We start from the raw sequence: 25,843 nt of genomic DNA on the forward strand, positions 1-25,843 counted from the left end.
TCTGGGCCGAATGGCCCCCCATTCCTCGCAAAAATAGTGGCTCCGCTTCATGCGGCTGACGACTAGGGTGTAATCACCCTCAGCTCTCAGGATTTGCCATGCACCCATACTTTTCCCTGCAAGGCCGCACCGCTCTGGTGACCGGCGGCACCCGTGGTATTGGCAAAATGATTGCCAAGGCTTATGTCGAGGCCGGCGCCACCGTCTACGTCTGCTCCCGCGATGCCGAAGCCTGCCAGCAAACGGCTGACGAACTCAGTGCGCTTGGCCGATGCCACGGGGTCGCAGCAAACCTCGCCACTGAAGCGGGCGTACAGCAACTGGCGACGCGGTTGGGACAACAGATCACGCATCTGGACATCCTGGTCAACAACGCGGGCACCACATGGGGTGCCCCGCTGGAAAGCTATCCGGTGAAGGGCTGGGAAAAAGTCATGCAGCTCAACGTGACCTCAGTGTTCAACTGCATCCAGCAGTTTCTGCCCCTGCTGCGCAAAGCCGGCTCGGCCGCAAATCCGGCGCGCATCATCAACATCGGCTCAGTGGCGGGTATTTTCGTCCTTCGGCGAACAGGCTTACGCCTATGGGCCGAGCAAGGCAGCGCTGCATCAATTGTCGCGGATTCTGGCGCGAGAACTGGTGGGTCAGCACATCAACGTCAACGTGATTGCACCAGGACGGTTTCCGAGCAAGATGACCCAGCATATCGGGAACGATGAGCAGGCGCTGGCGGAGGATACGGCGTTGATTCCGATGAAACGTTGGGGGCGTGAGGAAGAAATGGCGGCGCTGGCGATCAGTCTGGCGAGTACGGCGGGAGCGTATATGACCGGGAATATTATTCCTCTGGATGGTGGGTTCAGTCTGTAATCCGCGTTGCGGCCATCGCGAGCAGGCTCGCTCCCACACTGGATCTCCTGTGCACCATAGATCACCTGTGGGAGCGAGCCTGCTCGCGAAGTGGCCGGCACAAGCACCCCTGAATTCAGTTTGATCGGGTTATCATGCCCGCCCAGATTCCCGCCTCGACCCCAGACCATGACCTACAGCGTTTCCCCGATCGGCTTCGTGCGCTCCTGCTTCAAGGAGAAGTTCGCCATCCCGCGCCAGCCACAACTGGCCCCGGCCGCTCGCGGTGTACTGGAACTGGTCGCACCCTTCAATCAGGGCGAAGCCGTGCAAGGTCTGGAGCAGGTCAGCCACGTCTGGCTACTGTTTCTGTTTCATCAGGCGCTGGAGGACAAGCCGCGCTTGAAAGTCCGCCCTCCTCGCCTGGGTGGCAACAAATCCATGGGCGTTTTTGCCACCCGAGCCACGCACCGGCCGAATGGCATCGGTCAATCCGTGGTCAAGCTGGATAAGGTGGAGGCCGATCGCCTGTGGATATCCGGCATTGATCTGCTGGATGGCACACCCATTCTCGACATCAAGCCCTACGTGCCGTACGCCGACATCATCGACTCGGCCTCCAACACCATCGCCAGCGCAGCGCCGCAGCTGATTGCTGTGCAGTGGACGGATACGGCGCTGATCCAGGCTCACGAGCATGCTCAGCGCCTTGACGAGCCCTTGGTTGCCCTGATTGAGCAATGTCTGGCGCAGGATCCGCGCCCGGCGTATCAAACCACGGTCCCGGAGCGTGAATACGGCGCGCAATTGTGGGATGTGGATGTGCGTTGGCATTACCCCGAGGTGGGTCTGATCCGGGTCCTGGAAGTTATTACCGTTAAGGGTTGAACGCCAAAAACGCAAAAGCCCGCGCTACCTCTGAAGGCAACGCGGGCTTTTCGATGGTCACCATCAAACCCATGTGGGAGCGAGTCTGCTCGCGATGGCGGCGTAACATTCAACGATGACGTTGACGGACAGTCCGCTATCGCGAGCAGGTTCGCTCCCACAAGTAGAGCAGTGCAGTGGTTTCTTACTTCTCGACAAATGCTCGCTCGATCAGGTAATCACCCGGCTCGCGCATACGCGGCGAAACCTTCAGGCCGAAGCTGTTCAAGACTTCGCTGGTTTCGTCGAGCATGCTCGGGCTACCGCACAGCATGGCGCGGTCGTCCTGCGGGTTGATCGGTGGCAGACCGATGTCGCTGAATAGCTTGCCGCTGCGCATCAGGTCGGTCAAACGGCCTTCGTTCTCGAACGGTTCGCGGGTCACGGTCGGGTAGTAGATCAACTTGTCACGCAGGGACTCGCCGAAAAATTCGTTCTGCGGCAGGTGCTCGGTGATGAACTCGCGGTAAGCGACTTCGTTGACGTAACGCACGCCGTGGCAAAGGATCACTTTCTCGAAACGCTCGTAGGTTTCCGGGTCCTGGATGACGCTCATGAACGGCGCCAGACCGGTACCTGTACTGAGCAGGTACAAATGTTTGCCAGGCTTCAAGTCATCCAGAACCAGCGTGCCGGTAGGCTTCTTGCTGATGATGATCTCGTCGCCTTCCTTCAGATGCTGCAACTGGGAAGTCAGCGGACCGTCAGGCACCTTGATGCTGAAAAACTCGAGATGCTCTTCCCAGTTCGGGCTGGCAATCGAGTAAGCCCGCATGAGCGGCCGGCCGTTGGGTTGTTGCAGGCCGATCATCACGAACTGACCGTTCTCGAAGCGCAGGCCCGGATCGCGGGTGCACTTGAAGCTGAACAGAGTGTCATTCCAGTGATGAACACTGAGGACACGCTCGTGGTTCATGTTGCTCATGTACGTGGGACTCCTGGGAATTTGGTCTGCGCGTGCTTGGCGCCTGCTGCTTGAAAAAAACAGTTGTGCGCAATTGCATCGCATTCTAATAGCAGTAACAATATCTGTTAAATGGATTATTAAGATAAGGGTTATCGGTTATATAGATATGCGATTTACTCTCCGTCAACTTCAAGTATTCGTCGCCGTCGCCCAGCAGGAAAGCGTATCCCGTGCCGCGCTGACGCTCAACCTCTCACAATCGGCGGCGAGCACCTCGATCACCGAACTCGAGCGCCAATCCAGCTGCCAGCTGTTTGATCGCGCCGGCAAACGGCTGAGCCTCAACGCCCTCGGTAAACAGTTACTGCCGCAAGCGGTGGCACTGCTCGATCAGGCCAAGGAGATCGAAGACTTGCTAAACGGCAAGTCAGGTTTCGGCTCGCTGGCGGTCGGCGCCACCTTGACCATCGGCAATTATCTGGCGACCTTGCTGATCGGCAGCTTCATGCAACGTCACCCGGAAAGCCAGGTGAAGCTGCACGTGCAAAATACCGCCAACATCGTGCAACAAGTCGCTCACTATGAAATTGATCTGGGTCTGATTGAAGGCGATTGCAGCCACCCGGACATCGAGGTGCAGAGCTGGGTGGAAGATGAGCTGGTAGTGTTCTGCGCACCGCAACATCCGCTGGCCAGCCGCGGTGCGGCAACGATGGACGAACTCAGTCAGGAAGCCTGGATCTTGCGTGAACAGGGCTCAGGTACTCGGCTGACCTTTGATCAGGCCATGCGTCATCATCGCAGCGGATTGAACATTCGTCTTGAGCTGGAGCACACCGAAGCGATCAAACGCGCGGTGGAATCAGGTTTGGGGATTGGCTGCATATCGCGCCTGGCGCTACGCGACGCGTTTCGCCGTGGCAGCCTGGTGCCGGTGGAAACACCGGACCTGGATCTCGCCCGGCAGTTCTACTTCATCTGGCACAAACAGAAATATCAGACCTCGGCGATGCGCGAATTCCTCGACCTGTGCCGCGCTTTTACCGCTGGGGTTCAGCGCAGCGACGAGATCGTATTGCCTAATATTGCTTAAAGCAGAATCACTGCCCACACCAGACCGATCATGGTCAGCGCCACAAACTGAGCAGCGCTGCCCATGTCCTTGGCGTTTTTCGACAGAGGGTGCAACTCGAGCGAGATACGGTCAATCGCCGCTTCGACCGCAGAGTTGAGCAACTCCACAATCAGCGCCAGAAGACACACGGCGATCAGCAGCGCCTGCTCGACGCGGCTGACATCCAGAAAAAACGACAGCGGAATCAAAACGACGTTGAGCAACACCAACTGCCGAAAAGCGGCTTCACCGGTGAAGGCGGCGCGCAGACCATCCAGCGAATAACCGGAGGCATTGAGGATGCGTTTCAGGCCGGTCTGGCCTTTGAAAGGAGACATAGAGTGGGCAACTGACCAAAAGAAAGTGGGAAAGCTAGATCAATCAAAGTCAAAAAAGCGTGAAGACGCCAAACCCTAGTGGCTGGAAATTGACTCAAGCTGTTGCAGCAGTAAAGCAGCCTGGGTACGGGTGCGCACATTCAGCTTGCGGAATATCGCCGTGACATGAGCTTTGATGGTCGCTTCGGAAACGCTCAGCTCGTATGCGATCTGCTTGTTCAGCAAGCCCTCACAGACCATGGTCAGTACTCGAAACTGTTGCGGCGTCAGGCTGGCAAGGCCTTCACTGGCGGCTTTCGCTTCGGCGGAAACAATGACGGCTTCGAACGCCTGAGGCGGCCAGAACACATCGCCATCGAGCACGGCCCGCACGGCTTTTTGAATGACAGTCAGGTCGCTCGACTTGGGAATGAATCCGCTGGCCCCGAACTCGCGGGACTTCACCATGATCGTCGCTTCTTCCTGAGCGGAAATCATCACCACCGGAATCTGCGGATACTGCCCGCGTAGCAGCACCAGCCCGGAAAAGCCGTAGGCGCCGGGCATGTTCAAATCGAGCAAGACCAGATCCCAGTCGGCCTTCTCATCCAGACGGGTCTCCAGCTCGGCAATGCTCGCCACTTCCACCAAACGAACGTCAGGGCCGAGGCCCAGGGTTAGCGCCTGATGCAAAGCGGAACGAAACAGCGGATGGTCATCGGCAATCAGGATTTCGTATGTGGCCATTGTTCTATTGATCCTGTTTTTCAAACAACTGGAGGTGCAGCCACGCAACTGCGCCAACAGAGCACGATCAACGCCAATCACGTCAAAAAACGGCGTTTCAAACTGCGGCCGCGCCCTAATCGGCGCCAAGCATGCCCAGCGAAGTCAGGGTGGTCAAGCGACGTGCTCGGTAGACACTTTTGCAGTATGGGCGACAATCAGCAGATGACGACAGCCGTGTTTTGCAGGAAAGGCTCAAGCTCGGCATGCGCCGCAGTGGACACGTTCATATCGAGCTGATGTTTGGCGTCCAGGTAGTGCTGGCTGAACACATCGAAATACGCGTCCAGTGCCGACGCCGCCGCGCTATCGCCGGCAAGATCGAGGCATAACGCGGCCACTTCTGCAGTGCACAGATGCTCGCTGCGGGTCGACCGGCGTAATCGATAGCGGGACAGTTTTTCCGGCAGCAGGCTGAGAATCGGCAATTTGTCCAGATAAGGACTCTTGCGAAAAATCTTGCGTGCCTCGGTCCAGGTGGCGTCCAGCAGGATAAACAGCGGCCGCTTGGTGCTGGCGGTGTCAACGCTGTGGGTTACACGCTCTGGCTCAACGTATTCGCCGGGAAATACCAGGTAAGGTTGCCACTGCGGGTCCGCGAGCAACGCCAACAGTTGCGGATCTGTTTCAGTGCGCGACCAGATGAACGCGTGATTATCGCGCACCACATCGGCAATCAACCAACCGGTGTTGCTGGGTTTGAACACTTCCTTGTTGGTCATGATCAGACACACGCCGGCGCGAGCCTCAACCTGTGGACGCCAGGCGCACAGGCAGTGGCTCTCGATCACACGACAAGCGCGGCATCGCGGTGCACGCCAGCCACGGGCCTGAATGGGCTTGATACCCTCTTCTTCGCGCTGATCGCGCAGGCGGGCGACGGCGTTCGATGCAAAGGACTGGCTCATCGCAGGCACATCCTGCGGGGAAGGAAAATCGACACGAACAACACTCGGTAGGGTAGAAAGTATCGGCAGTTTATCAGAGCAGCCGGCGCAAGCCTGTACCGTACAGGCCCCGTCCCCTATAATTTGCCGCCACTGAACGCACAGTCATGTGAGGGGTCGAACCACCTGTCACTGAGCACCCGTCACTGAATCAGGAGAGTTTCATGCTGCGCCTTATCGTTCCCACCGCGGCCATTTTGCTCGCATCGTCTTTCAGCGCTCAGGCTGCTTCCTTGAGTGAGCAGAATCTGAATCGGGAACTGCGAAACGTCGCCGCACAAAGCAGCGCTGGCACTCCACGGGCCATCAACGAAGACATTCTTGATCAAGGCTATACAGCCGAAGGCAACGTGCTGATCAATCACCTGAGCGTGCAGAGCAGTCATGCCGACAAAATGCGCGCCGATCCCAAAGCCGTGTATTTCCAGCTTGGCGCCTCTGTTTGCAACAATCCTTCCTTCCGCAAGCTGATGGCCAAGGGAGCAGTCATGCGTTATGACTTCACTGAAGTGAAAACCAACCGCTCGGTCGGTTCTGCCAGCTATCAGGAATCGGATTGCCCCAAGGCAACGCCCGCAAAAAAGAAGTAATCAACGCGACTGAGCATTCGCGCGTCGCTGTTCATCCTCGGCGCGCAGCTCTGCCAACAAAGCCTGCAAATATCTGGAGCGCCGATCGGCACCCTCGAGACGTCGGCAGCACTCTTCTTCAAGACTCAGGTTATTGGTCTCGGCGGATGATTTGAGCAATCGATACAGTTGCGTATCGATCTCCAGAATGACTCTGGCCATTGCTTCGGCTCCCTGCTCGTCGCCCTCGCTTGAGCGAAAAAAAATCCTTTACCTGCTTGTCCGTGCGTCCCGCGGGACTCAAATATGTGGTGTAACGCCTGTGATTCAGTAAATCAGAGTGTGGGGCTTGCGGTATGCCTTCAGACGAGCGGTGAAACCCGCCTTAAATCGTCAATAAGCAGTTGCCAGGAAAGACTTTGCGGCGCAATGATCATCGCAGCGACGATCAACACATGAGGGTCCGGATTACGACTCAGTTGGACCGTCCAGGCGCCAGCCTGGGCTGTCAGTGACACACGAGGTATTGCGGCGCCGACGACTGCCTCGTCGTAGCCAAGGGCTTTGTGCAGAAGGAGAAGTTGAATGCCTTACCAACCGAATGACCTCCTCAGCCGTCATTTCGAAGAAAGCGGCCACGACCTCATCAGCAAGGTTGAAGATCAACTCAAGCTTGTTTCACCCAACAGCCAGAACATCCCGATCTACCGCGACATGATCCTCACCGTGCTGCGCATGGCCCAGGAAGATCACAACCGCTGGAACGCCAAAATCACCCTGCAGGCCTTGCGCGAACTCGAGCAAGCATTCCGCGTGCTCGAAAAGTTTCGCGGACGACGCAAGGTCACGGTTTTTGGTTCGGCCCGAACACCGATCGAGCATCCTCTGTATGCAATGGCCCGAGAACTCGGCGCTGCACTGGCGCGCTCCGACCTGATGGTCATCACCGGGGCCGGAGGCGGCATCATGGCTGCGGCCCACGAAGGTGCCGGCCGCGAACACAGCCTAGGGTTCAATATCACTCTACCGTTCGAGCAACACGCCAATCCGACCGTCAATGGCACCAGCAACCTGCTGCCCTTCCACTTCTTCTTCACCCGTAAGCTGTTCTTCGTGAAGGAAGCCGACGCATTGGTTCTGTGCCCCGGCGGCTTTGGCACGCTGGATGAAGCGCTGGAAGTTCTGACACTGATTCAAACAGGGAAAAGTCCGCTGGTACCGGTGGTGCTGCTGGATTCACCTGGCGGTAATTTCTGGCAAAGCGCGCTGGATTTCATTCGCAATCAACTGGAAGAAAACCGCTACATCCTGCCGACCGACATGAAGCTTGTCAGCCTGGTTTACAGCGCCGAAGAGGCGGTTGAGCAGATCAATCAGTTCTACAGCAACTTTCACTCGAGCCGCTGGCTCAAGCATCAATTCGTGATCCGGATGAACCATAAGCTAAGCGACGATGCGCTTGAGCAGATGCAGGAGAGTTTTGCCGACCTGTGCCTGAGCGATCACTTTCATCAGCATGCCTACGACGGTGAAGAACACGACGAGCAGCAGTTCAGTCATTTGGCGCGTTTGGCCTTCACCTTTAACGCCCGTAATCATGGACGCCTGCGCGAATTGGTGGACTTTATCAATCTGCCCGAGAACTGGGCGACGGCCCAACCCATTGCCCACCAGCTTTCGCGGGATCCGATACACGTTTCGTGAAGCAGAAAAAAACGGCCCGCTATTCAAATAGCGGGCCGTTTTTGATTAATCATCCATCCCTCGACCACTGAACAAGCGGCTGATCATTTCCATGGAATAACCCCGATAACTCAGAAAGCGGCCTTGCTTGGCGCGTTCCCGTGCGTCTATGGGTAGATGCCCGGAGAACTTGCGTCGCCAGGTATCCTCCAGTTGCTCCTGCCAGTTGATACTGCTCTCGCGAATAGCGAGTTCGATATCTGCACGCTGCAGACCGCGCTGACTTAACTCTTCGCGAATACGCAAAGGGCCGTGGCCGGAGCGCGCCCGATAGGAAACAAAGCTTTCGAGGTAACGGGATTCGGACAGCAAACCCTCTTCCGTCAACCGGTCGAGTGCTGCGTCGATCATCTCGGGGAGTGCACCGCGCTGACGCAGTTTACGCGTCAGTTCGACTCGACCGTGCTCGCGTCGCGCGAGCAGGTCCATTGCGGTCCGCCGCACTGCGACGGGTGTATCGAGTACGGCGGTCATCGGATCAATCAGACATCCACATCAACCAGATCATCTGCTTTGACTCGGTCTGCCGAGGCTTTAACGTCCGGCGCAGGTGTCAGAAGCTTGTCGCGCAACTGCTTCTCAAGCTTGGTGGCGATTTCCGGATTGTCTGCCAGGAACTTGGCCGAATTGGCCTTGCCCTGACCGATCTTGGTGCCTTCATAGGCATACCAGGCACCGGACTTCTCGACGAAACCATGCAGAACCCCAAGGTCGATCATCTCGCCATTGAGGTAGATGCCCTTGCCATAAAGAATCTGGAATTCTGCCTGACGGAACGGCGAAGCGACCTTGTTCTTTACAACCTTGACGCGGGTTTCGCTACCGACAACTTCGTCACCTTCTTTCACCGCGCCAGTACGGCGAATATCCAGACGAACCGATGCATAGAACTTCAGCGCGTTACCACCGGTGGTGGTTTCAGGGCTGCCAAACATCACGCCGATTTTCATACGGATCTGGTTGATGAAAATAACCAGGCAGTTGGCGTTCTTGATGTTACCGGTGATTTTACGCAGCGCCTGAGACATCAGACGAGCCTGCAGGCCCACGTGCATGTCACCCATTTCGCCTTCGATTTCAGCCTTTGGCACCAGCGCTGCTACGGAGTCGACAATGATCACGTCAACCGCGTTGGAACGCACCAGCATGTCGGTGATTTCCAAGGCTTGCTCGCCAGTGTCGGGCTGAGAAACCAGCAAGTCATCAACGTTGACGCCAAGCTTGAGAGCGTATTCCGGGTCGAGGGCGTGTTCAGCATCGACGAATGCGCAGGTCGCGCCGGCTTTTTGAGCCTGGGCAATCACGGACAATGTCAGTGTGGTTTTACCGGAGGATTCTGGACCGTAGATTTCAACGATACGGCCTTTTGGGAGGCCGCCAATGCCCAGCGCAATGTCCAGACCCAGAGAGCCAGTAGAAATGGATGGGATCGCCTGACGGTCCTGATCGCCCATACGCATTACGGCACCCTTGCCGAATTGACGTTCGATCTGACCCAGGGCCGCAGCCAAGGCTTTCTTCTTGTTGTCGTCCATTAAAGTCCTCACGTAATCAATAAGGCCTGACGGCCAACACCTGTATAAGTAGACAGTATTATTCCACAGCACTTCAAGATCGCCTACCCCTGATTTGAGATTTCTCCCGCCGCGTGCCGCAGCAGCCCCTCTAGCGCGGCCTTCACCGTTTGTCGGCGAACTTCGTCACGGTTACCGGGGAAATGCTGAACCTCGCTGAATACCCGCTCGCCCACGCCCCAGGCCAGCCATACGGTGCCCACCGGTTTGTTCGGCGAGCCTCCATCCGGGCCGGCGACACCGCTGACGGCAACGGCGAAATGTGCACGGCTTTTCTCCTGGGCGCCTCGAACCATGGCCTCTACCACCTCGCAACTGACCGCTCCCACCGTCGCAAACAATTCGGGCGGGACCTGCAATTGCTCGGTTTTCTGCCGATTGGAATAGGTGACATAGCCAGCCTCAAACCACGCCGAGCTCCCCGGGATGCGGGTAATCGCCTCCGAGATTCCGCCCCCGGTACAGGACTCCGCTGCGGTGACATGAGCATTGAGAACCTGCAGGCGTCTGCCAAGTTCAGCGGCGAGCTGAGTGATTTCTTTCACGGTCATCTCCAGAGCGTGCGGAATGCGATCTACCGTACACGAGCAAATCGCGCTTGCAAGGCACAGGGTCGATCAAAATGTTAGCGGGAAAACGCAGAGTGCACGAAGCGCAGAAACCGGGAATTCTGACCGACCAGCCGCATCATCACGTCTTACTTCAGCCAAGCCTTTGCGCTTGGCAGGCTTTGATGCCTGCGTCACTTCGACTGCCCATGGTAACCTTGCGCCCATCGCGGAAAAGCCGGGCCAACGTCCCTCCTTTGCCCTACACCTTTCAACGAATTGCCTGATACCCGATGAATAAAGCACTCTCCTCCGACCTGTCCTCTCACACGCCAATGATGCAGCAATATTGGCGCCTGAAGAACCAGCACCCCGACCAGCTCATGTTCTATCGCATGGGCGACTTCTACGAGATCTTCTACGAAGATGCGAAGAAAGCCGCCAAGTTGCTCGACATCACCCTGACCGCCCGTGGGCAATCTGCCGGTCAGGCGATTCCGATGTGTGGGATTCCTTACCACGCAGCGGAAGGTTATCTGGCGAAACTGGTCAAGCTCGGCGAGTCGGTGGTGATCTGCGAACAGGTCGGCGATCCGGCGACCAGTAAGGGGCCGGTCGATCGTCAGGTGGTACGGATCATCACCCCGGGTACGGTCAGTGACGAGGCATTGCTCGACGAACGCCGCGACAACCTGATTGCGGCGGTCCTGGGTGATGAGCGCCTGTTCGGTCTTGCGGTGCTGGACATCACCAGTGGCAACTTCACGGTGCTGGAGATCAAGGGCTGGGAAAACCTGCTGGCGGAACTGGAGCGGGTCAATCCGGTGGAGCTCATGATCCCGGATGACTGGCCAAAAGATCTTCCCGCGGAGAAACGCCGTGGGGTTCGGCGTCGTGCGCCGTGGGATTTCGAGCGCGACTCGGCATTGAAAAGTCTCTGCCAGCAATTCTCGACTCAGGACCTCAAAGGTTTCGGCTGCGAGAATCTGACGCTGGCCATCGGTGCAGCCGGTTGCCTGCTCAGTTACGCCAAGGAAACCCAGCGCACCGCCCTGCCGCATTTGCGCAGTCTGCGCCATGAGCGCCTGGACGACACCGTAGTTCTGGACGGTGCGAGTCGTCGCAACCTGGAGCTGGACACCAACCTCGCCGGTGGCCGCGACAACACCTTGCAATCGGTGGTCGATCGCTGCCAGACCGCCATGGGCAGCCGCTTGTTGACGCGCTGGCTGAACCGGCCACTGCGGGATCTGACGGTGCTGCTGGCACGACAGACGTCGATCACCTGCCTGCTCGACCGCTATCGGTTCGAAAAACTGCAACCGCAGCTCAAGGAAATCGGCGACATCGAGCGGATTCTGGCGCGGATTGGTCTGCGCAATGCCCGCCCCCGTGACCTGGCAAGGCTACGCGATGCCCTGGGCGCACTGCCCGAGTTGCAACAGGCAATGACCGAGCTGGAAGCGCCGCACATCATTCAACTGGCAGCGACCACCAGCACCTATCCGGAACTGGCAGCACTGCTGGCAAAAGCCATCATCGACAACCCGCCAGCGGTGATCCGCGATGGCGGCGTGTTGAAAACCGGTTACGACAGCGAACTCGATGATCTGCAATCGTTGAGCGAAAACGCCGGGCAATTCCTCATCGACCTGGAAGCGCGCGAGAAGGCACGCACCGGCCTGTCGCATTTGAAAGTCGGTTACAACCGCATTCACGGTTACTTCATCGAGCTACCGAGCAAACAGGCCGAATCGGCGCCGGCCGATTACATCCGTCGGCAAACGCTTAAAGGTGCCGAGCGTTTCATTACGCCGGAGCTGAAAGCGTTCGAAGACAAGGCCCTGTCGGCGAAAAGCCGGGCACTGGCCCGCGAAAAAATGCTCTATGAGGCGCTCCTCGAAGACCTGATCGCCCAGTTGCCTCCGCTACAGGACACCGCGGCTGCACTTGCCGAACTGGATGTTTTGAGTAACCTCGCCGAGCGCGCACTGAACCTCGACCTGAACTGCCCACGCTTTGTCGATGAACCGTGCATGCGCATCAGCCAGGGTCGCCACCCGGTGGTCGAGCAAGTGCTGACCACACCGTTCGTGGCTAATGATCTGAGCCTCGACGACAACACCCGAATGCTGATCATTACCGGACCTAACATGGGCGGTAAATCCACCTATATGCGGCAGACCGCGTTGATCGTGCTGCTCGCGCACATCGGCAGCTTCGTGCCGGCGGCGAGTTGCGAACTGTCGCTGGTCGACCGGATTTTCACCCGGATCGGCTCCAGTGACGATCTGGCGGGCGGGCGCTCGACGTTCATGGTCGAGATGAGCGAAACCGCGAACATCCTGCACAATGCTACCGAGCGCAGTCTGGTGTTGATGGACGAGGTCGGGCGCGGTACCAGCACATTCGACGGTCTGTCCCTGGCATGGGCAGCGGCGGAGCGGCTGGCGCATCTACGCGCCTATACGTTGTTCGCCACCCATTATTTCGAGCTGACGGTATTGCCGGAAGCCCAGCCGTTGGTGGCCAACGTGCACCTCAACGCTACGGAGCACAACGAGCGCATTGTCTTCCTTCACCACGTATTGCCGGGACCGGCCAGCCAGAGTTATGGCTTGGCGGTTGCGCAACTGGCCGGCGTACCCAGCGAAGTGATCGTGCGTGCCCGAGAGCACCTCGGTCGGCTGGAAGCTACGGCGCTGCCACATGACGTGCCAAAGCCAGTCAAAGGCAAACCGGCCGCGCCGCAGCAGAGCGACATGTTTGCCAGCCTGCCCCATCCGGTGCTGGATGACCTGGCCAGACTCGACCTGGATGACATGACGCCGCGCCGCGCGCTGGAAATGCTCTATACACTGAAGACACGGATCTAACGCACTTGCCTGCAAGCTGTTAGAATCTCGCGCGGTTTGGGATGCTGCAAGCTACAGCCTGGCTTGCAGACTATCGCTCCCAAACCCGGCGACCCCAACGTGAAGGGGCTCCGCTGCAGCCGCCTGAGGAGAGAATTAGAAATGACCTTCGTCGTCACCGACAACTGCATCAAGTGCAAGTACACCGACTGCGTAGAAGTCTGTCCGGTGGACTGCTTTTACGAAGGCCCGAACTTCCTGGTGATTCACCCGGATGAGTGCATCGACTGCGCACTGTGCGAACCGGAATGCCCTGCCGTGGCTATCTTCTCGGAAGATGAAGTGCCTGCCGGTATGGAGAATTTCATTCAGTTGAACGTCGAGCTGGCTGAAATCTGGCCGAACATTACTGAACGTAAAGACCCGTTGCCTGAGTCCGCCGCCTGGGACGGTAAACCCGGCAAGCTCGAGCACCTCGAACGCTGATCTTCCCCGCGTTCCAAAAAGGCCCCTTGCGGGCCTTTTTACTTTTCTGCAGACAAAAAAAGGGGCGGTTTGACCCGCCCACATTTTTCCCTATCCCTGTGTTCCTTTTCATCCTCCTGATGAATCGCTTCCTGCCATGTCCTTATCCCTCATCCCTGAAGGTTGTGTCTGTCCGTCGACACACCCCGGATACTAGTGGGTTTTCAGGCAAGAGCAATCGATCACGAAGACTGCAGCAGGCAGTCCATGAAATCGGGTCCGCACGAAAATATAGAGTGTAATCAGAAGGTTGAACTAATTCGCCGAGGGTAAATAGCAGTGCTCCGATGTGGAGAAATAGCGAACACTTACACAAGAGTAGGCTGAGGCTTACATCTTCAGACTCCAAATGACAAAGTTCACTCGGTGCTATTTCCGGCAACAAAAAGCCCCGAACCAGTCGGGGCTTTTTGTTGTTTGGCGCGTGTTCTTACTGGAACAATGACTCGCTCGACAGGCCATTCTTCTCGAGAATTTCCCGAAGACGTTTAAGCCCCTCAACCTGGATCTGTCTGACCCGCTCACGGGTCAGGCCGATTTCCAGGCCCACATCCTCAAGCGTGCTGCTCTCGTGCCCGCGCAGGCCGAAGCGGCGCACCACCACCTCGCGTTGCTTGTCGGTCAGCTCCGAAAGCCATTGATCGATGCTCTGCGACAGGTCGTCGTCCTGCAGCAGCTCACATGGATCGGTCGGACGATCATCAGTGAGGGTGTCCAGCAGGGTTTTATCCGAATCCGGCCCCAGCGAGACGTCGACTGAAGAAACCCGCTCATTCAGGCCGAGCATGCGCTTGACCTCGGCTACCGGTTTTTCCAGCAGGTTGGCGATTTCTTCCGGTGAAGGTTCGTGATCCAGCTTCTGTGTGAGCTCGCGCGCGGCGCGCAGGTACACGTTGAGCTCCTTGACCACATGGATCGGCAACCGGATCGTCCGGGTCTGATTCATGATCGCGCGCTCGATGGTCTGACGAATCCACCATGTCGCGTAAGTCGAGAAACGGAACCCACGTTCAGGATCGAATTTTTCCACCGCCCGAATCAGTCCGAGGTTCCCTTCCTCGATCAGATCCAGCAGCGACAGTCCGCGATTGACATAGCGCCTGGCGATTTTCACCACCAGCCGCAGGTTGCTTTCAATCATGCGTTTGCGCCCGGCCGGATCACCACTTTGCGACAAACGCGCAAAGTGAACTTCTTCTTCGGGGGACAGCAGCGGGGAAAAGCCGATTTCATTGAGATACAACTGCGTAGCGTCGAGCGCACGTGTGTAATCAATGTATTTGTGTTGTTTCAACGACGTGGAGTTTTTGGATTTGGCGCGAACGGAAGGTGGAGCAGCCCCTTCATCATTCGACATCGAATCCGTACCGATACCGGTCTCCATCAGGAGAACCTCATCGTCGATGTCAAACTCCGGCACTTCTTTACTGAGAGCCATTGTTATAGTCCTTTGGTGAGTTCGACCTCAAGCTCAAGCGACGCCTTTATCCTTGGCAACGCTGGAGCCTGTCCCCTCTACGCGACGGAACAGGCTGGAAAGCAATCAACGACGCGGCAGGAATTGCAGCGGATCTACAGGTTTACCTTGTCGGCGAATCTCAAAATGCAGTTTCACCCGGTCTGTACCCGTTGACCCCATTTCGGCAATTGTTTGCCCGACCTTGACCTGCTGCCCCTCCCGAACCAACAGCCTGCGGTTATGTCCGTAGGCACTGACGTAGGTATCGCTGTGTTTGATGATGACTAACTCGCCGTAGCCCCTTAAGCCACTCCCGGCGTATACCACCGTCCCATCAGACGCAGCTAAAACAGGCTGTCCCAAATCTCCGGCGATATCAATTCCTTTATTCAAACTGCCGTTTGAAGAGAATTTTCCAATAAGAATGCCATTAGAAGGCCATCCCCAGCCGGTCGGGGCTGGCCCGGCGGGAGGCATCGGTGCGGTAGAGGATTTGTTTGCGACGGACGGTACAACCACCGTGGTGGCTCCGCTCGCACCCGATGCCGGGCGACGAAATACGGTGGTTTTACTCGAAGATGAAGGCGTTGAAGTCGTTGAACTGGTCACTGTAGTCGGCGTTGAACCGGTGCGCCCGTCGAAGCGAATCGTCTGACCCGGACGGATGGTGTAAGGCGCCGGGATATTGTTTCTTGCCGCCAGGGCTTTGTAGTCCCAGCCGTAACGGAAAGCAATTGAGAACAGGGTGTCTTTTGGTCGAACCACGTATTGCCCCGTGGTGACTGCCGGGCGCTGGGCCGCGGCCTTGTTGCGGTCAACAACGCGCACATCGCTGGATTTGTTGCTGGAACAACCAACCAGCAAGGCGCTCAAGACAAGGCCAGTCACCAGGCGCTGAAAGCTCGTTGTACCCATTCGCTGCGCAATGACTGTGAGACTCACCCGCCGCTCCCTTTGTGGTGGCTAAAATTGGCTTGCCGAAATTCGGCATGAAGTGTCGCAAGTATAACGGGCCGTGCAGCCTCTACTTTTAATCGAGCAGGGCGCAGGTTTGCGCCAGCGATACAATCCGTTTAACTGCCTGACGTCGCTGTAAGACAAAGCTGATCGATGAGAATTCAGCGCGTTGCAACAAAAGCTCAGGCCAGAGGCCCATTCAGTAAAGGGACGAATCGCACGGAGCCAAGTACGCGCCTGGAAAAACCGTGCTCTTCACGAATGATCAGCATCAGTTGCTGGACCTCCCCTGACCCGACCGGGATCACCAGGCGCCCGCCTGGCGCCAGTTGATCGAGTAATGCCTGCGGCACGTCGGTCGCTACTGCGGTCACGATGATGCCGTTATAAGGCGCCAGCGCCGGCCACCCTTCCCAGCCATCTCCCCAGCGAAACACCACGTTGCGCAGGTTCAGATCGATCAGCCGTTCCTTGGCCCGGTCCTGCAAGACCTTGATGCGCTCTACCGAAAACACCCGCTCCACCAGTTGCGAAAGGATTGCGGTCTGATAACCGGAACCGGTGCCAATTTCCATCACTTTGTCCAGCGGTCCCGCCTCCAGTAGCAGCTCGCTCATGCGGGCCACCATGTAAGGCTGGGAAATCGTCTGGTTATTGCCGATCGGCAAAGCCGTATCTTCGTAGGCGCGATGCGCAAGCGCCTCGTCGACGAACAGATGACGCGGCGTCCGGCGGATCACTTCCAATACCTTGGCGTTGGAAATGCCTTCCTCGTACAACCGCTGGATCAGTCGTTCACGGGTTCTTTGAGAAGTCATCCCGATGCCGCGATGCAGCATGTGGTCTTGTTCACGGGCCATTATCGAAGTCCCTCCAGCCAGCCATCGAGACTTCTGAAAGCATCATTGAAGGTGCGGTCCAGCTGCAATGCCGTGATTGACACATAACCCTGCATCACAGCATGGAAATCGGTGCCCGGGCCGCCGTCTTCGGCATCACCGGCAGCTGCGATCCAGTAACCGGATTTGCCCCGAGGGTCGACCACCTTCATCGGTGCCGCCGCACGGGCGCGGTGCCCCAGGCGGGTCAGCTGAATACCGCGGATATGGTCAAGCGGCAAATTGGGAATGTTCACGTTCAGCACCGTGCGCGGTGGCAGATCGAGGGCGGCGTGAGCCTCCACCAGTTTGCGCGCAAAATGGGCGGCCGTGGAGAGGTTGTCGACCTGCCGTGAGACCAGCGAAAAAGCAAACGAGGGCCGCTCGAGAAAACGCCCTTCGAGCGCCGCTGCCACCGTACCGGAATACAGCACGTCGTCGCCCAGATTGGCGCCCAGGTTGATCCCGGAAACCACCATGTCCGGCACCACTTCCAGCAAGCCGTTAAGCCCCAGGTGCACGCAATCGGTTGGCGTGCCATTGAGGCTGATGAAACCGTTGGCAAGAGTTTGCGGGTGCAACGGACGGTCAAGCGTCAGCGAGCTGCTGGCGCCACTTTTGTCCTGGTCAGGGGCGATAACCACGCACTCGGTGTAATCCGCCAGCGCAGCATGAAGCGCGGCGAGACCGGGTGCGGCTACCCCATCGTCGTTCGAAATCAGAATACGCATGGGCTGTCCGTCTGCCCCACCGGCACCAGATCGACAAGTTCGCGCACCAGTACGGTGGCAAAGCATCCGGCCGGCAGGACGAATTCCAGTTGCAGAATGTCAGGCTCGGGATAATGCCACGTCAACCCGGCAATGGGCAGTCGCAGGATGCGACGTTCGTGGCTCATACCGGCGTTAATCAACCAGTCGCGCAAGTCTGCTTCGCGCGCGGCGATTGCCTGCTCCAGTACATGGACAGCGCCCGTGGTCGGCGAGTCACCTTCGCCCCACTGCGGTCCGGTCGGGTGCAGGTCGAGAATCGCCAGGCGCGGATCGCTGCACTCGGCTTCGCCGGCCGGGAAAAAGCTGCGACTGTCAGTGAAAGCCAGCAGGTCACCCACTTGCGCACGCTGCCAGGTGCCATCGGCAACCCGCGCCGCCAATACCTGGTTGAACAGGAAACTGCGCGCCGTGGACAGCAGCCGCGAGCGCACATTGCGCTGCTCCGGCAACGCCTTGCGCGCCGCCCACCCGCGGGCATCGACGACGTTCCCGCCGTCAAAGCCAAAACGTTGAGCGCCGAAATAATTCGGAATACCTTGTTTAGCGATCAGTTGCAGGCGTTCTTCGATTGCGGCCGTATCGCCCGAAAATTGTGTCAGCCGCAGGGTGAAACCGTTCGCCGAATGAGCCCCGCGCTGCAGCTTGCGTCTGTGCCGACCGGTCTTGAGGATTTTCAGCGTTTCGTTTTCCGCCGCCGACAGATCGGGATCCGCCTTGCCTGGCAGTTGCACACTGAACCACTGCCGCGTGAGTGCCTGGCGATCCTTCAGCCCGGCGTAGCTGACCGTGCGCAGCGGCACGCCCGCCGCCTTGGCTATCCGCCGGGCCGCTTCCTCAGTATTAAGCCCGCGTTTTTCCACCCAGATCCACAGGTGCTCGCCATCACCACTGAGGGGAATATCGAGTACTTCGTCGACCTGAAAATCCTCTGCGGTCGCTTTTAATACCGCAGTGCCGAGTGCCTCACCGTATGCGCGCGGGCCAAGCAGTTGCGCCTCATTCATGCGCGCAGCAACAAGGCAACGGAGTGCACCGCAATGCCTTCTTCGCGCCCGACAAAACCAAGCTTTTCGGTGGTGGTAGCTTTCACGTTCACTTGATCCAACTCAACTTGAAGATCCGCGGCAATCAGAGCGCGCATCGATTCGATATGCGGGGCCATTTTTGGCGCCTGGGCAACGATGGTGTTATCGACGTTGCCGATTATCCAGCCTTTGCCGTGGATCAGCGCGACAACATGGCGTAACAGCACGCGGCTGTCTGCCCCCTTGAATGTCGGGTCGGTGTCCGGGAAGTGTTTGCCGATATCACCCAGCGCGGCCGCGCCAAGCAAGGCATCGCTCAAGGCGTGCAGCAGGACGTCACCGTCGGAGTGAGCGAGCAGCCCGAAGCCGTGTGCGATACGCACGCCGCCCAGAGTAATGAAATCGCCTTCAGCGAAACGGTGCACATCATAGCCGTGGCCAATACGCATAAAAAAACGCCCCGATTTTTGTCAGGGCGTGATTCTACCTGCATTAGAGGCCTAGGGCGCGTCCGTGATGCTGCAAGTGTTCGTCAATGAAACTGGCGATGAAGAAATAGCTGTGGTCGTAGCCGGGTTGCAGGCGCAACGTCAGCGGATGGCCGGCCTGTTTCGCGGCTTGCTGCAAGGCTTCGGGCTTGAGCTGGGTAGCGAGGAAGTCATCGCGATCACCTTGATCGACCAGCAGCGGCAACTTCTCCTCTGCCTCGGCGATCAACGCGCAGGCATCCCATTCACGCCACTTCGAGCGGTCTTCACCCAGGTAACGGGAAAAGGCCTTCTGACCCCAAGGGCAATCCATCGGATTGTTGATCGGCGAGAATGCCGACACCGACTGATAACGGCCCGGATTGCGCAATGCACAGACAAGCGCGCCATGGCCGCCCATGGAATGGCCGCTGATGCCACGTTTGTCGGACGCAGGGAAATGGGCTTCGACCAAGGCCGGCAATTCCTGCACCACATAGTCATGCATGCGATAGTGCCGCGACCACGGTTCCTGCGTGGCATTCAGATAGAAACCAGCGCCGAGGCCGAAGTCCCAGGCGTCCTCCGGATCATCCGGCACATCAGGCCCGCGCGGGCTGGTGTCCGGCGCAACGATAATCAACCCGAGCTCGGCGGCCATGCGCATCGCGCCAGCCTTGTGCATGAAGTTTTCGTCGGTGCAGGTCAGACCGGACAGCCAGTACAACACCGGCAATTTGCCGCCCTGCTCTGCTTGCGGCGGCAGGTACACGGCGAACACCATGTCGCATCCGAGCACGTCGGAACGGTGCTTGTAGCGTTTGTGCCAGCCGCCGAAGCTTTTCTGGCAGGAGATATTTTCCAGGATCATGGGCTTCCTCAGCTACAAGCCCCAAGCTTCAAGCTGCAAGAGAAGTACCGTGCCCCTTGCAGCTTGTCGCTTGCAGCTTGCAGCTTTCTCTTAGAAATGAATGACGGAACGGATGCTCTTGCCTTCGTGCATCAGATCGAATGCCCTATTGATGTCTTCCAGACCCATGGTGTGTGTGATGAAGGTATCGAGCGGGATTTCACCACTTTCGGCCATGTCGACGTAGCTTGGCAGCTCGGTACGACCGCGCACCCCGCCGAACGCCGAACCACGCCAGACGCGACCGGTGACCAACTGGAATGGGCGGGTGGCAATTTCCTGACCGGCACCGGCGACGCCGATGATTACCGATTCGCCCCAACCTTTGTGGCAGCACTCGAGTGCGGCCCGCATCAGCTGGACGTTGCCAATGCATTCAAAGGAAAAGTCGACGCCGCCATCGGTCATGTCGACGATCACTTCCTGGATCGGGCGATCGAAGTCTTTCGGGTTGACACAGTCGGTTGCACCCAATTGCTTGGCAATCTCGAATTTCGCCGGATTGATGTCCACGGCGATGATCCGTCCAGCCTTGGCTTTGACTGCACCGATGACTGCCGACAGACCGATACCGCCGAGGCCGAAAATGGCCACGGTATCACCCGGTTTCACCTTGGCGGTATTCAGCACTGCGCCGATACCGGTAGTGACACCGCAGCCCAGCAGGCAGACTTTTTCCAGTGGCGCCTCTTTCTGAATTCTGGCCACGGAAATTTCCGGCAGCACGGTGTATTCGGAGAAAGTCGAAGTACCCATGTAGTGGAAGATCGGCTGCCCCTTGTAGGAAAAGCGCGAAGTGCCGTCTGGCATCAGGCCTTTACCCTGGGTCGAACGAATCGCCTGGCAGAGGTTGGTCTTGCCCGACAGGCAGAACTTGCACTGGCGGCATTCCGGGGTGTAAAGCGGGATAACGTGATCGCCGACGGCAACCGAGGTCACACCTTCACCGATCGCCTCAACCACCGCGCCACCTTCGTGACCGAGAATCGACGGGAAGATGCCTTCCGGATCCGCGCCCGACAGCGTGTAGGCATCGGTATGGCAGACACCGGAGGCGATCACACGCAACAACACTTCACCGGCCTTGGGCATGGCGACATCGACTTCAACGATCTCGAGCGGTTTTTTAGCCTCGAAGGCAACGGCAGCGCGCGACTTGATCATGGGTATCTCCAGTGGATATAAACAAGACAGTGAGTGTAATACAGCGCTTAACGATGAATAATCCGGAGGAAAGCAAAACATTATTGCTGCACAGGGATAATCACTTATGTCAGAGAACCGCTGGGAAGGCATCGACGAGTTCGTCGCCGTGGCTGAATGCAGCCAGTTCACCGCAGCCGCAGACCGACTTGGTGTTTCTTCCTCGCACATCAGTCGTCAGATCGTACGCCTCGAAGAGCGTCTTCAGACACGATTGCTCTATCGGAGCACCCGGCGGGTCACGCTCACGGAAGCAGGGCAAACATTTCTGCAGCACTGTCAGCGTTTACAGGATGGTCGTGAAGAAGCATTGCGCGCAGTGGGTGACCTGACGAGCGAACCGAAAGGCATGCTGCGCATGACCTGTGCCGTGGCGTATGGCGAACGCTTTATCGTGCCGTTGGTGACGCGTTTCATGGGGCTTTACCCGCAGCTTCGCATTGATATCGAACTGAGCAATCGTCAGCTGGATCTGGTGCACGAAGGCCTGGACCTGGCGATTCGCTTAGGCCGCTTGCAGGACTCAAGACTGGTCGCGACACGCCTGGCACCACGACGGATGTACCTGTGCGCGTCACCGTCCTACGTTGAGCGGTACGGTCGGCCACACAGTCTGTCGGAATTGAGCCAGCACAATTGCCTGATCGGCAGCACGGATGTTTGGCAGCTGGAACAGAACGGCAAGGAATTTTCCCAACGGGTGCAGGGAAACTGGCGGTGCAACAGTGGGCAAGCGGTACTGGATGCGGCGTTGCAAGGCGTCGGATTGTGTCAGCTGCCGGATTATTACGTGCTGGGACATCTGAAAAGCGGGGAACTGATTTCTTTGCTGGAGGCGCATCAGCCGCCCAACACGGCGGTATGGGCGTTGTATCCGCAACAACGGCATTTGTCACCGAAGGTGAGAAAGTTGGTGGATTATTTGAAGGAAGGGTTGGCGTCCAGGCCGGAGTACAGGGTTTGAGGTTTGAAGATCAAAAGATCGCAGCCTCGTTGCACTCGACAGCTCCTACAGGTGCCTTACGGTGCAAACCGACAAGGTAGGAGCTGTCGAGTGCAACGAGGCTGCGATCTTTAGCGGCGATTAGCCCAACGCAGACGCAGCCATTCAAGATCCTCAGGCCGAGTGACCTTGAGGTTATCTGATCGCCCCTCGATCAGACGTGGCGCCAGCCCTGCCCACTCCATAGCGGAAGCCTCATCGGTGATGACTGCGTCACCCACCAGGCTATCGGCCAAGGCCCGATGCAAGGCGCCGAGGCGAAACATCTGCGGCGTATAAGCTTGCCAGATCACGCTGCGATCCACGGTTTCGAGTACGCGACCGTGCTTGTCGACTCGTTTAAGCGTATCGCGAGCCGGAACGGCCAGCAGTCCACCGACCGTGTCGTCCGCCAACTCACTCAGCAACTTGTCCAGATCATCACGGCTCAGATTGGGCCGCGCAGCATCGTGCACCAATACCCAATCTTCATCGTCCGCACCCAGCGCATGCAGATGCAGCAAGGCATTGAGCACCGACCCGGAACGCTCCTCACCGCCGTCAACGCGTTGAATACGCGAATCGCCGGCGCACGCCAGATTCGGCCAGTAAGGATCATCAACCGCAAGACTGACCACCAAACCCTTCAGGGCAGGATGATCAAGGAAACAGCCGAGGCTGTGTTCAAGAATAGTGCGTCCGCCCAGTTGCAAGTACTGCTTGGGACGGTCTGCGGCCATCCGGGCACCGACGCCTGCGGCGGGGATCACGGCCCAAAAGGCCGGTATCGAGGAATTCATTGTGCAAGCTGGTAAAGGGTTTCACCGTCCTTGACCATACCCAACTCGTGACGAGCCCGCTCTTCCACGGTCTCCATGCCTTTTTTGAGCTCGCTGACTTCGGCCCCCATCACTCGATTGCGTTCCAGCAAACCTTCGTTCTCAGCGTGCTGATCGGCAATCTGCTGACTCAACTCCGCCACTTGCGCAAGGCTGCCATTACCGACCCAGAGGCGGTATTGCAGACCTGCCAGCAACAGGAGCAGAACGAGGAACAACCAATTGGGACTGCGCATCGAATATCAGGTATCCAGTGGAAAAAAGACAGCCATGCCAAAACTTAGCATCTGATAGCACGAAGCCTGGAAGACCCAGGCTTGTGCTGATAAGGCATCAGATTTGGCAAATCCATCGCTGTCGCGATTTTGCCGACACTATCCGCTGACTTTTAAACAGTCAACGCTTAACCGCGGAACTCGCTACGGCCGTTGTACTTGGCTTTGCCGTTCAACTGCTCTTCGATACGCAGCAGTTGGTTGTACTTGGACACGCGATCCGAGCGGCACAGAGAGCCGGTCTTGATCTGGCCAGCCGCCGTACCCACTGCCAGGTCGGCAATGGTCGAGTCTTCGGTTTCGCCGGAGCGGTGCGAGATCACGGCGGTGTAACCAGCGGCCTTGGCCATCTGGATGGCTTCCAGGGTTTCGGTCAGGGTGCCGATCTGGTTGAACTTGATCAGGATCGAGTTGGCGATCTTTTTATCGATGCCTTCTTTGAGGATCTTGGTGTTGGTTACGAACAGGTCGTCGCCCACCAGCTGGGTTTTCTCGCCGATCTTGTCCGTGAGGATTTTCCAGCCAGCCCAGTCGGACTCGTCCAGACCGTCTTCGATCGAGATGATCGGGTAACGCTCTGTCAGGCCTTTCAGGTAGTCGGCAAACCCTTCAGCCGTGAACACCTGGCCTTCGCCGGAGAGGTTGTACTTGCCGTCTTCGTAGAATTCGCTGGCGGCGCAGTCCAGTGCCAGAGTCACATCAGTACCCAGCTTGTAACCGGCGTTGGCCACGGCTTCGGAGATCACTTTCAAAGCGTCTTCGTTGGAAGCCAGGTTTGGCGCGAAACCACCTTCGTCACCTACAGCAGTGCTCAGTCCACGGGCCTTCAGTACGGCTTTGAGGTGATGAAAAATCTCGGTGCCCATGCGCAGACCTTCCGAGAAGGACTTAGCGCCAACCGGCTGCACCATGAATTCCTGGATGTCGACGTTGTTATCGGCATGCTCGCCACCGTTGATGATGTTCATCATCGGCACCGGCATCGAGTAGACACCCGGCGTACCGTTCAGGTTGGCGATGTGCGCGTACAGCGGCAGATCCTGATCCTGAGCAGCTGCCTTGGCGGCGGCGAGGGAAACGGCGAGGATGGCGTTGGCACCCAGGGTGGCTTTGTTTTCAGTGCCGTCCAGCTTGATCATCGCGTGATCGAGCGCTTTCTGGTCGCTTGGGTCAGTGCCCAACAGCAGGTCGCGGATCGGACCGTTGATGTTGGCGACCGCTTTCAGAACGCCCTTGCCCAGGTAACGGCTCTTGTCGCCATCACGCAGCTCGAGTGCTTCACGCGAGCCAGTGGAAGCACCGGACGGCGCGCAAGCACTGCCGATGATGCCGTTATCGAGAAGCACGTCCGCTTCCACGGTGGGATTGCCCCGGGAGTCGAGAACTTCACGACCTTTGATGTCGACTATTTTTGCCATTGTTGTAAACACTCCAAAGTTGACGAAGACGCTTTACCGATCGATTTATACTTTTGGATCAAATCCTGTAGGAGCCGCCTTGCTGGCGGTAGCGTGTTCAGGATCGCTATCGCCAGCAAGCCGGCTCCTACGGTGGAAATCCGCAGTTACGCGGTTTCCACGGCAGGAAAACTTTTCACCAACTCGTCCAGGGCTTTGAGCTGGGCCAGGAATGGCTCCAGTTTGTCCAGACGCAGCGCGCAAGGACCATCGCATTTGGCATTGTCCGGATCCGGGTGCGCTTCAAGGAACAGGCCGGCCAGCGACTGGCTCATGCCGGCCTTGGCCAGATCGAGGACCTGGGCGCGACGACCGCCAGCGGAATCGGCACGACCTCCGGGCATTTGCAGGGCGTGGGTCACGTCGAAAAACACCGGGTATTCGAACTGCTTCATGATGCCGAAGCCGAGCATGTCGACGACCAGGTTGTTGTAGCCAAAGCTTGAACCGCGCTCGCAGAGGATCAACTGATCGTTACCCGCTTCAACGCATTTGCTCAGGATGTGCTTCATTTCCTGAGGAGCGAGAAACTGGGCTTTCTTGATGTTGATGACCGCGCCGGTCTTGGCCATCGCGACCACGAGGTCGGTCTGGCGCGACAGGAAAGCAGGCAGCTGGATGATGTCGCAGACTTCAGCAACGACCGCAGCCTGATCCGGCTCGTGGACGTCAGTAATGATCGGCACGCCAAAGGCTTGCTTGATGTCCTGGAAAATCCGCATGCCTTCTTCCAGGCCAGGGCCACGGTAAGAGGTCACGGAGGAACGATTGGCCTTGTCGAAGCTGGCCTTGAACACGTAAGGGATGCCGAGCTTCGCGGTCACCTTGACGTACTCTTCGCAGACCTGCATCGCCATGTCGCGGCTTTCCAGCACGTTCATGCCACCGAACAGCACCATCGGCTTGTCGTTGGCAATCTCGATGTCGCCTACGCGGATGATCTTCTGCGCCATTGGA

Annotated in this window: 27 protein-coding genes and 1 pseudogene; 8 read left to right on the forward strand and 20 right to left on the reverse strand. The window is 57.9% G+C overall.

Translation table 11 applies throughout. From position 1 onward, the window contains the following. Positions 1-98: 98 nt before the first annotated feature. Positions 99-870: pseudogene (locus F8N12_RS19445) on the forward strand (SDR family oxidoreductase). Between the two features lie 168 nt (positions 871-1,038). Then, a complete protein-coding gene (gene tsaA, locus F8N12_RS19450) occupies positions 1,039-1,737 on the forward strand; it encodes a tRNA (N6-threonylcarbamoyladenosine(37)-N6)-methyltransferase TrmO (RefSeq protein WP_150580061.1) in 699 nt (232 codons plus the stop codon). Between the two features lie 184 nt (positions 1,738-1,921). Here tsaA and fpr read toward each other — a convergent pair whose 3' ends face one another. Further along, the gene (fpr, locus tag F8N12_RS19455; protein WP_007947184.1) at positions 1,922-2,701 is read right to left on the reverse strand and encodes a ferredoxin-NADP reductase; all 780 of its coding nucleotides are present in this window, start codon (positions 2,699-2,701) and stop codon (positions 1,922-1,924) included. Positions 2,702-2,849: 148 nt separating this feature from the next. Between fpr and F8N12_RS19460 the strand changes: the two genes are divergently transcribed. Beyond that, entirely contained in the window at positions 2,850-3,776 is a 927-nt protein-coding gene (locus F8N12_RS19460; protein WP_150580062.1) for a LysR family transcriptional regulator, read from the forward strand. Here the strand turns inward: F8N12_RS19460 and F8N12_RS19465 are convergent. From F8N12_RS19465 to F8N12_RS19475, 3 genes are all read right to left on the reverse strand, one after another. Then, positions 3,773-4,135, reverse strand: a complete 363-nt coding sequence (locus tag F8N12_RS19465) for a diacylglycerol kinase (RefSeq protein ID WP_150580063.1) — start codon at positions 4,133-4,135, stop codon at positions 3,773-3,775. The genes F8N12_RS19460 and F8N12_RS19465 overlap by 4 nt on opposite strands. A gap of 75 nt (positions 4,136-4,210) precedes the next feature. Further along, positions 4,211-4,861 (reverse strand): response regulator transcription factor ErdR, encoded by a 651-nt coding sequence (gene erdR, locus F8N12_RS19470; RefSeq protein ID WP_150580064.1) that lies wholly within the window; start codon positions 4,859-4,861, stop codon positions 4,211-4,213. A gap of 197 nt (positions 4,862-5,058) precedes the next feature. Beyond that, positions 5,059-5,808, reverse strand: coding sequence for a tRNA-uridine aminocarboxypropyltransferase (locus F8N12_RS19475; RefSeq protein WP_150580065.1), 750 nt, complete (start codon positions 5,806-5,808; stop codon positions 5,059-5,061). A gap of 203 nt (positions 5,809-6,011) precedes the next feature. Between F8N12_RS19475 and F8N12_RS19480 the strand changes: the two genes are divergently transcribed. Further along, entirely contained in the window at positions 6,012-6,437 is a 426-nt protein-coding gene (locus F8N12_RS19480; RefSeq protein ID WP_028622520.1) for a PA3611 family quorum-sensing-regulated virulence factor, read from the forward strand. Here the strand turns inward: F8N12_RS19480 and F8N12_RS19485 are convergent, their stop codons facing one another. Further along, positions 6,438-6,638 carry a hypothetical protein gene (locus tag F8N12_RS19485; RefSeq protein ID WP_150580066.1) on the reverse strand — a complete coding sequence of 67 codons (201 nt, stop codon included), beginning with the start codon at positions 6,636-6,638 and terminating at the stop codon, positions 6,438-6,440. Positions 6,639-7,001: 363 nt separating this feature from the next. Here F8N12_RS19485 and F8N12_RS19490 point away from each other — a divergent pair, with 363 nt between their 5' ends. Continuing rightward, positions 7,002-8,120: an LOG family protein gene (locus F8N12_RS19490; RefSeq protein WP_150580067.1), complete on the forward strand. Its 1,119-nt coding sequence runs from the start codon at positions 7,002-7,004 to the stop codon at positions 8,118-8,120. A gap of 45 nt (positions 8,121-8,165) precedes the next feature. On the opposite strand, the gene recX is transcribed toward F8N12_RS19490, so the two are convergent. The 3 genes from recX to F8N12_RS19505 all read right to left on the reverse strand — a co-directional run bounded on the left by recX (position 8,166) and on the right by F8N12_RS19505 (position 10,278). Next, positions 8,166-8,633, reverse strand: coding sequence for a recombination regulator RecX (recX, locus tag F8N12_RS19495; protein ID WP_150580068.1), 468 nt, complete (start codon positions 8,631-8,633; stop codon positions 8,166-8,168). 8 nt (positions 8,634-8,641) lie between these two features. Continuing rightward, a complete protein-coding gene (recA, locus tag F8N12_RS19500) occupies positions 8,642-9,694 on the reverse strand; it encodes a recombinase RecA (RefSeq protein ID WP_150580069.1) in 1,053 nt (350 codons plus the stop codon). 83 nt (positions 9,695-9,777) lie between these two features. Next, a complete protein-coding gene (locus tag F8N12_RS19505; protein ID WP_150580070.1) occupies positions 9,778-10,278 on the reverse strand; it encodes a CinA family protein in 501 nt (166 codons plus the stop codon). A 296-nt stretch (positions 10,279-10,574) separates the two neighbouring features. Here F8N12_RS19505 and mutS point away from each other — a divergent pair, with 296 nt between their 5' ends. Together mutS and fdxA are read left to right on the forward strand one after the other, a co-directional pair. Continuing rightward, positions 10,575-13,157, forward strand: coding sequence for a DNA mismatch repair protein MutS (gene mutS, locus F8N12_RS19510; RefSeq protein WP_150580071.1), 2,583 nt, complete (start codon positions 10,575-10,577; stop codon positions 13,155-13,157). Positions 13,158-13,298: 141 nt separating this feature from the next. Beyond that, positions 13,299-13,622: a ferredoxin FdxA gene (gene fdxA / locus F8N12_RS19515; protein ID WP_150580072.1), complete on the forward strand. Its 324-nt coding sequence runs from the start codon at positions 13,299-13,301 to the stop codon at positions 13,620-13,622. Positions 13,623-14,091: 469 nt separating this feature from the next. Here the strand turns inward: fdxA and rpoS are convergent, their stop codons facing one another. From rpoS to F8N12_RS19555, 8 genes are all read right to left on the reverse strand, one after another. Further along, positions 14,092-15,099, reverse strand: coding sequence for an RNA polymerase sigma factor RpoS (gene rpoS, locus F8N12_RS19520; protein WP_150580073.1), 1,008 nt, complete (start codon positions 15,097-15,099; stop codon positions 14,092-14,094). A gap of 105 nt (positions 15,100-15,204) precedes the next feature. Next, positions 15,205-16,062, reverse strand: a complete 858-nt coding sequence (locus F8N12_RS19525) for a peptidoglycan DD-metalloendopeptidase family protein (protein WP_150580074.1) — start codon at positions 16,060-16,062, stop codon at positions 15,205-15,207. A 197-nt stretch (positions 16,063-16,259) separates the two neighbouring features. Then, a complete protein-coding gene (locus F8N12_RS19530) occupies positions 16,260-16,895 on the reverse strand; it encodes a protein-L-isoaspartate(D-aspartate) O-methyltransferase (RefSeq protein ID WP_177326966.1) in 636 nt (211 codons plus the stop codon). Positions 16,896-16,936: 41 nt separating this feature from the next. Further along, positions 16,937-17,686: a 5'/3'-nucleotidase SurE gene (gene surE / locus F8N12_RS19535; RefSeq protein ID WP_150580075.1), complete on the reverse strand. Its 750-nt coding sequence runs from the start codon at positions 17,684-17,686 to the stop codon at positions 16,937-16,939. Continuing rightward, a complete protein-coding gene (truD, locus tag F8N12_RS19540; protein WP_150580076.1) occupies positions 17,674-18,732 on the reverse strand; it encodes a tRNA pseudouridine(13) synthase TruD in 1,059 nt (352 codons plus the stop codon). Before truD ends, surE begins: the two co-directional genes overlap by 13 nt. Further along, positions 18,729-19,202: a 2-C-methyl-D-erythritol 2,4-cyclodiphosphate synthase gene (ispF, locus tag F8N12_RS19545; protein WP_150580077.1), complete on the reverse strand. Its 474-nt coding sequence runs from the start codon at positions 19,200-19,202 to the stop codon at positions 18,729-18,731. The genes truD and ispF overlap by 4 nt, the downstream gene beginning before the upstream one ends. 43 nt (positions 19,203-19,245) lie before the next feature. Then, complete coding sequence (fghA, locus tag F8N12_RS19550; RefSeq protein WP_150580078.1) at positions 19,246-20,091, reverse strand: S-formylglutathione hydrolase; 846 nt, start codon at positions 20,089-20,091, stop codon at positions 19,246-19,248. Between the two features lie 90 nt (positions 20,092-20,181). Continuing rightward, on the reverse strand, positions 20,182-21,294 hold the full coding sequence (locus tag F8N12_RS19555) for an S-(hydroxymethyl)glutathione dehydrogenase/class III alcohol dehydrogenase (RefSeq protein ID WP_150580079.1): 1,113 nt from the start codon (positions 21,292-21,294) through the stop codon (positions 20,182-20,184). Positions 21,295-21,400: 106 nt separating this feature from the next. Here F8N12_RS19555 and F8N12_RS19560 point away from each other — a divergent pair, with 106 nt between their 5' ends. Next, complete coding sequence (locus F8N12_RS19560; protein ID WP_150580080.1) at positions 21,401-22,297, forward strand: LysR substrate-binding domain-containing protein; 897 nt, start codon at positions 21,401-21,403, stop codon at positions 22,295-22,297. A gap of 110 nt (positions 22,298-22,407) precedes the next feature. On the opposite strand, the gene ispD is transcribed toward F8N12_RS19560, so the two are convergent. The 4 genes from ispD to kdsA form a co-directional block, all read right to left on the reverse strand. Further along, the gene (ispD, locus tag F8N12_RS19565; RefSeq protein WP_150580081.1) at positions 22,408-23,115 is read right to left on the reverse strand and encodes a 2-C-methyl-D-erythritol 4-phosphate cytidylyltransferase; all 708 of its coding nucleotides are present in this window, start codon (positions 23,113-23,115) and stop codon (positions 22,408-22,410) included. Then, entirely contained in the window at positions 23,112-23,390 is a 279-nt protein-coding gene (gene ftsB, locus F8N12_RS19570; RefSeq protein ID WP_150580082.1) for a cell division protein FtsB, read from the reverse strand. Before ftsB ends, ispD begins: the two co-directional genes overlap by 4 nt. Before the next feature lie 167 nt (positions 23,391-23,557). After that, positions 23,558-24,847: a phosphopyruvate hydratase gene (gene eno / locus F8N12_RS19575; RefSeq protein ID WP_008072676.1), complete on the reverse strand. Its 1,290-nt coding sequence runs from the start codon at positions 24,845-24,847 to the stop codon at positions 23,558-23,560. A gap of 146 nt (positions 24,848-24,993) precedes the next feature. Then, on the reverse strand, positions 24,994-25,839 hold the full coding sequence (gene kdsA / locus F8N12_RS19580) for a 3-deoxy-8-phosphooctulonate synthase (protein ID WP_150580083.1): 846 nt from the start codon (positions 25,837-25,839) through the stop codon (positions 24,994-24,996). Positions 25,840-25,843 lie beyond the last annotated feature (4 nt).

It is taken from the genome of Pseudomonas fluorescens (assembly GCF_902497625.1).
In the GTDB taxonomy this organism is placed as follows: domain Bacteria; phylum Pseudomonadota; class Gammaproteobacteria; order Pseudomonadales; family Pseudomonadaceae; genus Aquipseudomonas; species Aquipseudomonas fluorescens_BQ.